Origin of the sequence: Afipia clevelandensis ATCC 49720 (genome assembly GCF_000336555.1) — a bacterium.
Classification (GTDB): Bacteria; Pseudomonadota; Alphaproteobacteria; order Rhizobiales; family Xanthobacteraceae; genus Afipia; species Afipia clevelandensis.
The window spans coordinates 1,405,807-1,417,661 of the sequence record NZ_KB375281.1 but is presented as its reverse complement, the minus strand read 5'-3'; the positions used below and the strand labels follow the sequence as shown (position 1 = coordinate 1,417,661).

At 62.6% G+C, this 11,855-nt stretch carries 11 protein-coding genes; 3 read left to right on the top strand and 8 right to left on the bottom strand.

Annotated features, from left to right (window positions below):
• Positions 1–285 carry a DUF3572 domain-containing protein gene (locus tag HMPREF9696_RS06500; protein ID WP_002712172.1) on the bottom strand — a complete coding sequence of 95 codons (285 nt, stop codon included), beginning with the start codon at positions 283–285 and terminating at the stop codon, positions 1–3.
• 123 nt (positions 286–408) lie between these two features.
• Between HMPREF9696_RS06500 and HMPREF9696_RS06495 the strand changes: the two genes are divergently transcribed.
• Both HMPREF9696_RS06495 and HMPREF9696_RS06490 read left to right on the top strand, forming a co-directional pair.
• Positions 409–774, top strand: coding sequence for a response regulator (locus tag HMPREF9696_RS06495; protein WP_002712171.1), 366 nt, complete (start codon positions 409–411; stop codon positions 772–774).
• A 9-nt stretch (positions 775–783) separates the two neighbouring features.
• Positions 784–2,157: a PleD family two-component system response regulator gene (locus HMPREF9696_RS06490; protein ID WP_002712170.1), complete on the top strand. Its 1,374-nt coding sequence runs from the start codon at positions 784–786 to the stop codon at positions 2,155–2,157.
• On the opposite strand, the gene HMPREF9696_RS06485 is transcribed toward HMPREF9696_RS06490, so the two are convergent.
• Positions 2,154–2,876 carry a CBS domain-containing protein gene (locus HMPREF9696_RS06485; protein ID WP_002712169.1) on the bottom strand — a complete coding sequence of 241 codons (723 nt, stop codon included), beginning with the start codon at positions 2,874–2,876 and terminating at the stop codon, positions 2,154–2,156. The genes HMPREF9696_RS06490 and HMPREF9696_RS06485 overlap by 4 nt on opposite strands.
• 182 nt (positions 2,877–3,058) lie before the next feature.
• Between HMPREF9696_RS06485 and HMPREF9696_RS06480 the strand changes: the two genes are divergently transcribed.
• Positions 3,059–3,937 carry a universal stress protein gene (locus tag HMPREF9696_RS06480; RefSeq protein WP_002712168.1) on the top strand — a complete coding sequence of 293 codons (879 nt, stop codon included), beginning with the start codon at positions 3,059–3,061 and terminating at the stop codon, positions 3,935–3,937.
• A gap of 88 nt (positions 3,938–4,025) precedes the next feature.
• Here the strand turns inward: HMPREF9696_RS06480 and rpmG are convergent, their stop codons facing one another.
• The 6 genes from rpmG to topA all read right to left on the bottom strand — a co-directional run bounded on the left by rpmG (position 4,026) and on the right by topA (position 11,806).
• Positions 4,026–4,193, bottom strand: coding sequence for a 50S ribosomal protein L33 (gene rpmG, locus HMPREF9696_RS06475; protein WP_002712167.1), 168 nt, complete (start codon positions 4,191–4,193; stop codon positions 4,026–4,028).
• A gap of 316 nt (positions 4,194–4,509) precedes the next feature.
• On the bottom strand, positions 4,510–5,364 hold the full coding sequence (locus HMPREF9696_RS06470; RefSeq protein WP_002712166.1) for a hypothetical protein: 855 nt from the start codon (positions 5,362–5,364) through the stop codon (positions 4,510–4,512).
• A gap of 105 nt (positions 5,365–5,469) precedes the next feature.
• Positions 5,470–6,204, bottom strand: coding sequence for an NUDIX hydrolase (locus tag HMPREF9696_RS06465; protein ID WP_002712165.1), 735 nt, complete (start codon positions 6,202–6,204; stop codon positions 5,470–5,472).
• Entirely contained in the window at positions 6,201–6,668 is a 468-nt protein-coding gene (locus HMPREF9696_RS06460) for a DUF983 domain-containing protein (RefSeq protein WP_002712164.1), read from the bottom strand. Before HMPREF9696_RS06460 ends, HMPREF9696_RS06465 begins: the two co-directional genes overlap by 4 nt.
• A gap of 21 nt (positions 6,669–6,689) precedes the next feature.
• Positions 6,690–9,023: a ribonuclease R gene (rnr, locus tag HMPREF9696_RS06455; protein ID WP_002712163.1), complete on the bottom strand. Its 2,334-nt coding sequence runs from the start codon at positions 9,021–9,023 to the stop codon at positions 6,690–6,692.
• A complete protein-coding gene (topA, locus tag HMPREF9696_RS06450) occupies positions 9,023–11,806 on the bottom strand; it encodes a type I DNA topoisomerase (RefSeq protein ID WP_002712162.1) in 2,784 nt (927 codons plus the stop codon). Before topA ends, rnr begins: the two co-directional genes overlap by 1 nt.
• Positions 11,807–11,855: the final 49 nt, after the last annotated feature.

Genomic DNA, 11,855 nt, shown 5'->3' with positions numbered 1-11,855 from the left:
TCACTCCCAGCGCGGATCGAGCACTTCGCGCGCGTTGGCGACGGCTTCCGGCGTGAGTTGCGAAGCGTCGGCAAAGGCCTTCACGGTTGCGTCATCGCGGACGATGAAATCGAGGACGCCGGCGAGGAATTTGGGGTCGGCTGCGGCCGTTCGGAGGGTCTGCGGCCCGATACCGCTCTCGGTCAGGAATGCCCCCAGTCGCTCGGGATCAGCCGCCAGGAAAGAAAGCGCCTGAATGGCAACGAATTCAGCCACTTCCTGAGGGTTTTTAGGTCCCTTTGTCATTGATCGTGTTTGCCTTTCCGTAACTTATCGTCTCTATTTTGCGCCGATATTGCCCGAGTCACGACGGCGTGGCGAATATGGTTTCAGCACGTACGGGCATTTTGCGGGAATTGGAGGGCCAGGATGGCCAAAACCGTCCTGATCGTGGAAGACAACGAGCTCAATATGAAGCTCTTCCGCGATTTACTGGAGGCTCATGGGTATCAGACGGTCGGCACGCGCAATGGGGTTGAAGCACTCGATCTCGCCCGCAGGCACCGGCCCGATCTTATTCTCATGGATATCCAGTTGCCTGAGGTTTCCGGTCTCGACGTGACACGCTGGATCAAGGCGGATGTCGAATTGCGTGCGATCCCGGTGGTCGCGGTCACGGCATTTGCGATGAAGGGCGACGAAGAACGGATCCGCGAAGGCGGGTGCGAAGCGTATTTGTCCAAGCCGATTTCGGTTGGAAAGTTTATTGAGACGGTTCGACGGTTTGTCGGCTAGGAGAGTTTGATGTCCGCGCGCGTTCTGGTCGTTGACGACGTTCTCGCCAACGTAAAGCTGCTCGAAGCGCGGCTGTCTGCCGAATACTTCGACGTGGTGACGGCGAATTGCGGAACGCAGGCGCTGGAAATCTGCGAGCGCGCCGAATGCGACATCGTGCTGCTCGACGTCATGATGCCCGATATCGACGGCTTCGAAGTGTGCCGCCGGCTGAAATCGAATCCGAAAACCCACTTCATTCCGGTTATCATGGTAACGGCGCTCGACAGCCCCTCCGACCGCGTGCGCGGCCTGGATGCCGGCGCCGATGATTTCCTGACCAAGCCGGTGTCTGACGTTGTCATGATCGCGCGTGTACGCTCGCTGACGCGGCTGAAGATGATGACCGATGAATTGCGTATGCGCGCGATCACCTCGCTCGAGATTGGCGTCAACGCGCCGGAGCGCGAGGCGGTGACCGATACAGGGAAGGGCGGCCGGGTCCTGCTGGTGGATGATCGGCCGTCGTCCTACGAGCGTCTCGCGCCGGTGCTGGCGTCCGAGCACCATGTCGACGTTGAGCCCAATCCGGCCGAGGCGCTGTTTCACGCCGCCGACGGCAATTACGATCTGCTGATCGTATCGCTGGGCCTCGAGAATTTCGATGGCCTGCGGCTCTGCAGCCAGGCGCGTTCGCTGGAGCGTACGCGCAGCATACCGATCCTCGCTATTGCCGACGCCGACAATAACACACGTTTGTTGCGCGGCCTTGAAATAGGCGTGAACGATTATCTGTTGCGCCCGGTGGACAAGAATGAACTGCTGGCGCGTGCCCGGACCCAGGTCCGCAAGCGCCGCTACACCGATCATCTGCGCGACAATGTGCAGAACTCCATCGAAATGGCGATCACCGACCCGCTGACCGGGTTGCACAATCGCCGTTACATGGAAAGCCATCTTGCCACGCTGGCGGAGCAGGCGGCGATGCGAGCCAAGCCTCTGGCGCTGATGATGCTCGATATCGACTACTTCAAGTCGATCAACGACAACTACGGCCACGACGCGGGCGACGATGTGCTGCGCGAATTCGCGGTCCGTATCCGCAAGTCAATCCGCGGAATTGATCTCGCCTGCCGTTTCGGCGGTGAGGAGTTCGTCATCGTGATGCCGGAAACCGACCTGCATGTGGCGGGCATGGTCGCCGAGCGCCTGCGCCGCTCCATTGCCGGAGAGCCGTTTGCGATCGAGAAGGGCGCCAAGCGGATCGAGGTGACGATTTCGATCGGAATCTCGACTCTGGAAACCAAGGGTGAGCCGGTCAGTGCCGTCCTCAAGCGCGCCGATCAGGCACTGTACCGCGCCAAGCACGACGGACGTAACCGGGTTGTGGCTGCGGCGGCCTAACTCGCCTTCGACCTGTCTTCCTCGGACTCAAGATACGTCCCGGAAGCCGGATCGACCCAGTACAGGTGATCATGCACCTGTTTGACGCCGGCGACATTCTCGGCGGCGACGACGATGGCCTGCCGTGTGCGTTCGTCGGTAATGATCCCGCAGATATCGACGACCCCGTTACGTACAAAAACGTCGAGACCGCCCGGCCCCCATCCATGGCGACCGATCTCCGCGACAATACGGTTATGGATATGGGTGTCGTCCGCGGTGGGATCGGGAACGTCGCGCGCAAGACCGGCGACCGCACGCACGAAGTTCTGCCGGCTGACAATGCCGCTCAGTTTCTTGCCGTTCACAACCGGGACGCGCTTGATGTGATACTTTTCCATGATCGCGACGACGTCAGCGAGGGGTGTATCTTCGGTTACGGTCTGAACGTCGCGGGTCATGATCTCGTCCACGCGGCGTCCGGCGGTCTGGACGTATTCGGCGGCCTGCCGTCCCGGACCGAGAATGAAATCCAGCCAGCGAGGCCTTTTTCGTTGCGTACCGATTTCGCGCCGGCGCAGCAGGTCGCGCTCGGTGACGATGCCGATCAACTCACCCTTGAGATCGACCACCGGAAGACCGCTGACATGGTTGTCCAGCATCAGCTTTGCGGCGTGGGCGATTGAGTCATCGGGGGTAACCTTGATGACTTTGCGGGTCATGATGTGATGCGCTCTCATGAAATCACCTTTTGAGTTCGGATGCGGCCGGTGCGGCTCCACGGACGGTCACAAACCCAGTCTGACAACGTTGCGCCCGGACGCCTTGATGCAACTCAAATTTCCGGCTTTCGCAGCTTTGACCCACGTCAAGCCGGCACACCCTGTCACAGGCTAGATTCAGCGAACAAGGAGTTCGCGCCATGGCCATCCGGGATTTCCTGCTTCCGCTTGTCAGCTATCCGAAGCCGACGACAAAGGCTGCCATCGAACAGGTGTTTCGCCTGAGCGAGAGCCTTCTGTCGCCGGAGAGCCGGAACGAAAATCATGCGGCGATCAGGCAGCGCGTCTCGGCCGTGGTGTACGAGATCGAAATCGAGACGGGCCTTTACTTTGAAGGCGCGCATATGGGGGAGTTTCTCGAGCAGGAGGCGCGCAAGAGCGCGGCCAATGCACAGCAACTCGTTCAGGATTTCGAGCAGACAGCAGCCCGGCACAAGGTCATGCATCGCTGCCGGCTCGAACGCCGGACGCCCTATGACATGACGCGCAATCTGGTCGAGGCCGCGCGGCTGCATCATGTCACCGTGCAGCCGCTTCGCAAGGACACCGAAGACCAGTTCGATCTCGCCGAGAAACTGATCTTCGAGTCGGGCCGTCCGGTCGTGATCTTTCCCGAGGAGCCGGTGCGGCCGCTGTCAGCCACCATTCAAACGGTTGCGGTGGCATGGGACGGCAGCCGTCAGGCCACGCGCGCTGTTGCCGATGCCTTGCCGTTTCTGCGGCGCGCGAAAACGGTGAAGGCGTTTACCGCGACGGACGACAAGCCGCTGTCGCCCGCGCAGGCCCAGCAGTTCGTCGAGTATCTGGCCGGCTTTGGAATCGAAGCGATCCACGAAGATGTCAGGAAAACCGATCAGCATTCCATCGGCAGTTTCATGGAATCCTACGTCGCATCCCGGGAGGTCGATCTGCTGGTGATGGGCGCTTACGGCCATTCCCGATTGCGGGAGTTCATCCTGGGCGGAGCCACGCGCTCGATTCTGGCGAATCCGCCGTGCTGGGTGCTGCTGTCCCATTGATGGGGAAGTGCACGGGCCAGACTGAGATCACTCAAACGCAAAACGGGGCCGTAAGGCCCCGTTTTCGTTCAATCGGCGATTGAAGGAATTACTTGATCTTGGCTTCGCGGAATTCGACGTGCTTCTTCGCGACCGGATCGTACTTCTTCTTCACGAGCTTGTCGGTCATCGTGCGCGAGTTCTTCTTGGCGACGTAATAGAAGCCGGTGTCCGCGCTGGAAACGAGCTTGACCTTGATGGTGACCGCTTTGGCCATGTTCAGAACCTCGGATGTCAGGAATCGGTAGCAGTCCCGACAGGCCGGGCCGCGTTTGGGCCGCAACCTAGCTCCGAAACCCCCAAAGTCAAGGTTTTAGGGCCGATTATTCCAAAAACCGGTGGGCCGGGGGCTTCGGTGGGAAAGGCACCGCTCGCTCGGCCGGATCTGGCCATTCAGCGGGGAATACAGCCCCTTCCGGCCTGAAAAGCGGGCTTTTGGGGCCGAGGCGGCTCCCGTTTTTGCTCCAGCCTGCGGCTCCCGCAGCCTGTCCAGACGGTGTCAGGTGCGGGAGTTCCGGAATCGCCGATCCGCGCTATCCGCCCCGGAAATCCTTCGGTGAAAAGCTCAAATCGAGCATGCGCCACTGATCGTAGCGATCCGGCGGCAGCATCGCATAGGGCTGGCATTTGGCCAGTGCGTCCATTGCGCCCTTCATCAGGGCAGGCCCTTTCTCGGACGCACTCGCCTCGATCAGGAGCGGCTCGGCGGCGAGCGTGCCGTCTTTGCGAAACGCCACACGCAGCACGACGGAGACGTTGTCGCTCGGCGCGACCGAGCGCGGCAGGATCGAACATGTTTTCAGGTGCGCACGCAGGGCCGCCGCGTCCTCGCGCGAGATGTTCGCCTTTGCGGTCGCCTTGGCATCGAAGTCGCCCGCAGCGCCGGCATCGGGCAGGGTGAACATCATGCCGAACTGGGAGGTGATGTCGGGGGCCGCGGTCGGCACCTCCTGCTGTTGCTGCGGCTGCGCCGGAGGTGGCGTTTGCGGCTGCGCCTGCGGCTGAGGTCGTGGCTGTGGCGGCGAAGCAGGTTTGGGTTGGTCAGGCTGTTGCTGGAGCGCGGCCTGTTTTGCGTCCTGCTTCGGCTTTGAGGCATCGCTCGGGGCTGGAGGCGGAGGCTCTGCCGGCTGCTGCTGCGCGGGCTCCTGGGGTTTCTGCGCGGTCTGTTCCTGAGATTTTTCCCGAGTCTTTTCCTGGGTCTTTTCGTCGAGGGTCGGGAAATCGTAGTCCGGCTCCTTGGGAAGCGGTGGCGCTTCCTCCGGCGTGACGATGTCGATGGTGATGGCTTCGGCGGTCGTCGGCTCGAACGGGCGCACACCCGCGAGCATCAGCCAGGCTGTCAGGACCGCAACATGTGCGGCGACCGATATGGCGGCACCCGTACGCATACAATCGTGGTTCGCTCGTCCAGGGCGGCCATATCGCCGCCTGCGGAAAGCAGCAGCATAACAGTCCGCACCGATACAAGAAACCGCTGGTCTGGCGGACAAGGCCTAGATGACGTCCCGCTGCATCTTGCCGCTATAGAAGTGGAAGAACGGCACTTCGGCAGCGTGGGAGAGCGGTCCCTGCGCCAGCCGCTGGTCCAGCTCGCGCAGCACCAGCTTCGTCATCTGATGAAGATCGGCCAGCGACAGCGAGCCAAGTTCAACCCAGACCAGCTCGACCAGTTCGGCATCGGCATGGACCACGCCCTCGACACGGTGCGCGATGGCGGAAGCATCAGCCGTGAAGAAACGGGTGTCGAACCGGCGGACGCGGCCTGGCGGGGTGATCGCGCGGGCGATCAGAAACAGCCCGGACGGATCGGGCAGCAGGCCAGCTTCGGCGAACGGTTTCCATTCGCCGGTCAGCTTCGCCGCTGCACCGTTCACGCGAACGGCCCTGCGGCCAAGACAAAGCCCGGTTTCCTCGCAGGCTTCTCGAATCGCCGCGACGGCCAGCGCGCGGGCGCGGGCAGGGGCGATCTTCGGACTGCCGCTGGTCAGCTTCTTTTCCAGCGCCTTCGGAATCTCCGCGGCGACGGGAATGCGATTGTCGGTGGCATCGACGCGCCCGCCAGGAAACACGAATTTCCCCGGCATGAAGATCACCTTATCATGGCGCTTGCCGACCAGAACCTTGGGCACGCTTCCGCTGCGATCCACCAGGATCAGCGTCGCGGCATCTTTCGGGCGGCGGTAAGGATGACTGTCGTCTTCCTTCTCTTCTTTCTCGGGAGCGTTCATTTCACCACGTTCAGCTTCGCAATCGTGCCTTCTTCTACATTAGCCGGTAGACTCTCATCAAACCCGTGCATGCGGAAGGCCCATTGCAATCCGACGACGGCGCCCTTGACCGGCTGCAGCAGGATCAGTGACGCGGCCAGGGTGATCGGAAGATAGAATGCCAGTTGCAGCAGCATCGACGGCGCGTAGTTGGTTTCGATCCAGAGCGCGATCGGCACGATGATGTGGCCGACGACCACGATGACGAGATAGGCCGGAAGATCGTCGGCGCGGTGGCCGCTGAAATCCTGTCCGCACACCGAGCACTCGTCCGCGACTTTCAGGAAGGCGCGGAAGATATTGCCTTCGCCGCAGTTCGGGCAGCGGCAGCGAAAGCCGCGCGCCATGGCCTGCCAGACATCGCGCTTCGGCAGAGCCTGCGTCGCCGGGGTCCATGTTGCTGCAGGCGTCGTGCGGCTATCCATGATCTCTCCTTTGAAGGGACATCAGCCCTTCTTTTTCGATTTGCGCGCCTTGCTGCCGGAAGGCTTGCGCGGCTTCTTTCTGTTCGTCTTGTCGCGGCCCGGCCGGGTCTTGCCGCCTGGATGCGGCTTGCCCGCGCGGTTGTCGCGGATGCGGCCACCACGCGGCGCGGTCCGTCCTTCGGACAGCAATTCAAACCGCAGCGCACCGGCCACCGGGGCAGCTTCTACCAGACGAACCTGCACTTCGTCACCCAATCGGTGCATGGCTCCGCTGCGCGACCCGATCAGGGCATGGCGATTCTCATCATAGTTGTAGTACTCGCTGCCGAGCGTGCGCACCGGGATCAGGCCATCCGCGCCGGTTTCGGTCAGTTTCACGAACAATCCCGCGCGGGTGACGCCCGAGATTCGCCCCTCGAACGTCGCGCCGACGCGGTCCGCGAGGAAATGCGCAATCAGCCGGTCCGCGGTTTCGCGCTCGGCCTTCATGGCGCGGCGTTCGGTGAGCGAAATTGCCGCAGCGACTTCGTTCAGCGTTTCAAACGTCTCGTTTTCCGGCAGTGCGCCTTCGCCAAGCCCCAGCGCGCGGATCAGCGCGCGGTGGACGATAAGATCGGCATATCGGCGGATGGGCGACGTGAAATGAGCGTAGCGCCGCAGGTTGAGGCCGAAGTGGCCGTAATTTTCCGCGGAGTATTCCGCCTGCGCCTGCGAGCGCAGCACGACTTCATTCACCAGCGGTTCCGCGTCGCGGCCTTTCACCTGGGCCAGGATGCGATTGAAGACGGCGGGACGCAGCGCGCCGGTCGCCGAGAACGGCATCTCCAGCGTCTTGAGGAATTCGCGCAGGTTGTGAACCTTCTCGACGGTCGGCTCGTCATGCACGCGATAGATCAGCGGCAGCGCTTTCTTCTCGAGCGTTTCAGCGGCGGCGACATTGGCGAGGATCATGAATTCCTCGATCAGCCGGTGCGCGTCAAGACGCTCCGGCGTCGTCACGCGGTCGACCGTGCCGTCGGCCTTCAGCAAGATCTTGCGTTCGGGCAGATCGAGATCGAGCGGGTCGCGCTCGGCGCGTGCCCGCTTCACCAGTGCGTAAGCTGTCCATAGCGGTTTGAGGATCGGATCGAGCAGGGGGCCGGTCGTATCGTCAGGCCGCCCGTCGATGGCGGCCTGCGCCTGCGCATAGGACAGCTTCGCGGCGGAGCGCATCAGGATTCGATGGAAGGTGTGCGACCGCTTGCGCCCGTCCTTGTCGATCACCATGCGCACGGCGAGCGCGCCGCGCGGCTCACCCGGCTTCAACGAACACAGATCGTTCGAGATGCGCTCGGGCAGCATCGGCACGACGCGGTCGGGGAAATAGACCGAGTTGCCGCGGCGGAGCGCTTCACGGTCGAGCGGCGCGTTCGGCCGCACATAGAAGGCGACATCGGCAATGGCGACATTGACGATGTAGCCACCCTTGTTGGTCGGATCGTCGTCCGGCGCGGCGTGAACCGCGTCGTCATGATCCTTCGCGTCCGGCGGATCAATCGTGACGAGCGGCACCGAGCGCCAGTCTTCGCGTCCCGCCAGCGTTGCCGGTTTTGCGGCTTCCGATTCCGCGATGGCGTCGGCAGGGAATTCCTGCGGGATCTCGTGCGCATGAATCGCGATCAGGCTGACGGCCTTCTCGGTTTTCAGCGAGCCAAGACGCTCCTTCACCTTGCCGGAGGGCAGCCCATAGCCGCGCGAGCGGATCAGTTCGACGCTGATGAGGTCGCCATCCTGCGCGCCGCCGGCATTCGCCGATGCAATCGCCAGTTCGCGGCCCGCCTGTTTCTTGTCGACCGGGATCATGCGGCCGTCGCCATTCGGCATCAGGCGGAAGATTCCGAGAACGCGGTGGGCGGTCTTGTCGAGCAGTTTGATGACACGGCCGCGATAGGCCTTGTCGTGCTTGCTTTCCGGCTTCTCGACGCGCAGCAAGGCGCGGTCGCCGACGCCGGGAATGGTGCCGGGCGCGGCACGGCGCGGAATGTGGATTCTGATGATCGGGGCGGGGCCGTCGATTTCTTCGAGCCATTCGGCGGGCGCGGCGAGCAGTTCGCCGTCGTCGTCGCGGCCCGTAATATCGGCAACAAGCGTCGGCGGCAGGGATTTGACCTCGCGGACTTTTCGGCCCTGCTTGGCGATTGCGCCTTCGTCGGCAAGTTCCCGGAGAATCCGCCGCAGCGCTGCGCGGGATTCGTTCTTCAGTCCGAAATGCCGCGCGACCTCGCGTGTGCCGGTTTCGCCCGGATGCGCCCTGACAAACGCGACAATGCTCTCTCGGTCGGGAAAGGCAGTTGTCGCGTCGCTTTTCTTTTTCATTATCCGCGTGCTTTACCGGCGCTCTTCTTTTCCGCGACCTTGGTGACCTTGGCCGCGGCAACCTTCGATGCCTTGGCCTTGGCGGCGGCAGCTTCCTTCAAGGAGACGGGCTCGGCTGCGTCCTTCTTGGGAGCAGCCTTTTTCGCCGCAGCCTTCTTCTTTGCTGCGGGCTTCTTTGCAGATTTGGCGGATGCGGCGTCGTCACTGGTTTCAGCGGCAGGTTTCGCAGCCTTCTTTGCGGTCTTCTTGGTACCGCCGCGCTTGGGCTTGCCGCCGGTCTTGGTCGCGCGTTCCTCGATCAGGGCGATGGCTTCCGCGATGGTCAGCTTTTCCGGCTCGATGCTGTCGGGGATGGTCGCGTTGATGCCGTCAATGGTGACGTAAGCGCCGTAACGGCCCTTCTTGAGCATGATCTTGCCGCCGCGCGCGGGGTAGTCGCCGACCTCCTTGCCGGGGTCCGCGCCGAAACGGCGGCTCGGGCCCTTGGCAACCTTCTCGGCGATCAGCGTCACCGCGCGGTTGAGGCCGACGTTGTAAACATCGTCGCCAGCTTCGAGGCTCGCATAGGTCTTGCCATGACGCACGAACGGACCGAAGCGCCCGATGCCGGCGGTGATGACTTCGCCGTCTTCCGGATGCGGACCGATGTCGCGCGGCAGCGACAGCAGCTTCAGCGCGAGTTCGAGTTCGACATCGGCGGGCGACATGTTCTTCGGAATACCCGCGCGCTTCGGCTTCTCGTCCTCGCCGTAATCCTTCGGCTCGCCGAGCTGGATATACGGACCGAACCTGCCGGCCTTTACCGCGACCTCAAGACCGGAGACCGGGTCCTTGCCGAGCGGACGATCGCTCTGCCCGCTGGAGGCGGCGAGGGGGCGGGTGTAGCGGCATTCGGGATAATTCGAGCACCCGACGAACGCGCCGAACTTGCCGGCCTTCAGGTTGAGCTTGCCGGTGCCGCAGCTCGGGCACTGGCGCGGATCGCCGCCATCGGCGCGCGGCTCGTAAATGTGTTCGCCGAGCATGGCATCGAGCACGTCGAGCACTTCAGTGACACGGACATCCTTGATGTCGTCGACAGCGCCGATGAAGTCGCGCCAAAAATCGGCCAGCACCTGTTTCCAGGCGATCTCGTTGTTGGAAATCTTGTCGAGTTTTTCCTCAAGGTCGGCGGTGAAGTCGAACTCGACATAGCGCGCGAAGTAATTCTCGAGGAAGGCCACGACGACGCGGCCCTTGTCCTCGCCATGCAGGCGCTTCTTTTCGAGCTTCACATAGCCGCGATCCTTCAGCACCTGGATGATCGACGCATAGGTGGAGGGCCGGCCGATGCCGAGCTCTTCCATGCGCTTGACCAGCGAGGCTTCCGAGAAGCGCGGCGGCGGCTCGGTGAAATGCTGGGTGACATCGAGCTTCTCGCGCTTGACGCTCTCACCCTGGTTGATGACCGGAAGGCGCTTTGAGTCTTCGTCGTCCGGGTCGTCGTCGCGGCCTTCCTGATAGACCGCAAGGAAACCGTCGAACTTCACCACCTGGCCGGTGGCGCGCAGTTCGAGCGTGCGCGCGCCCGCCTTGGCGGCGATATCGACAGTGGTGCGTTCGAGTTCCGCCGATTCCATCTGGCTCGCGACGGTGCGCATCCAGATCAGTTCATAAAGACGGAACTGGTCGTTATCGAGCCGGGCCTTCAGCGAGGCCGGGCGGCGCGACAGATCGGTCGGGCGGATGGCTTCGTGGGCTTCCTGCGCGTTCTTGGCCTTGGAAGTGTACTGGCGCGGAGAGTCCGGAACGTAGTTTTTGCCGTAGTCCTCGCCGATGACCTTGCGCACCTGCGTGACCGCCTCGGGCGCGATCGAGACGCCGTCGGTACGCATATAAGTAATGAGACCGGTGGTCTCGCCGCCGATGTCGATACCTTCATAAAGACGCTGCGCGATGCGCATGGTGTGCGCGGGCGCAAAGCCGAGCTTGCGGCTGGCTTCCTGCTGCAGGGTCGAGGTGGTGAACGGTGACTGCGGATTGCGCCGCGCCGGCTTGGCTTCGACCGCCGTGACGGTGAAGTTTGCAGCTTCCAGCGCCTTCCTGAAATCCTCGGCCTCCGCGCCGGTGCCGATATCGAGGCGCTGCAGCTTGCGGCCATCTGCGCCGACAAGGCGGGCCTCGAAGCTGTCGCCGCGCGGGGTGATTAATGTCGCCAGCAGCGACCAGTATTCCTTCGCGACGAATTTTTCGATTTCGAGTTCGCGGTCGCAGACCAGCCGCAGGGCAACGGACTGCACACGTCCGGCGGAGCGGGCGCCGGGCAGCTTGCGCCAGAGAACAGGGGAGAGGGTGAAGCCGACCAGATAATCCAGCGCACGGCGCGCCATATAGGCGTCGACAAGCGCGCCGTCGATCTGGCGGGGATGCTGCATCGCCTCGGTGACGGACTGTTTGGTGATGGCGTTGAAGACAACGCGCTCGACCTTCTGGTCCTTGAGCGCGCGCTTCTGCTTCATGATCTCCAGGACGTGCCAGGAGATCGCCTCGCCTTCGCGATCAGGGTCGGTTGCGAGGATCAGTTTGTCGGCACCCTTCAGGGCCTTGGCAATATCGTTCAGGCGGCCGGCGGCCTTGGGATCGGTTTCCCAGATCATCTGGAAATCGGCGTCCGGATCGACCGATCCATTCTTGGCCGGAAGGTCGCGGACATGGCCGTACGAGGCCAAAACCTCGTAGGAGGAGCCCAAATACTTGTTGATCGTCTTGGCCTTGGCAGGCGACTCGACAATGACGAGATTCATTTGATTCCAATAACTTAACGGGGGTACGCAGGCCGGAATCGCAAGATTC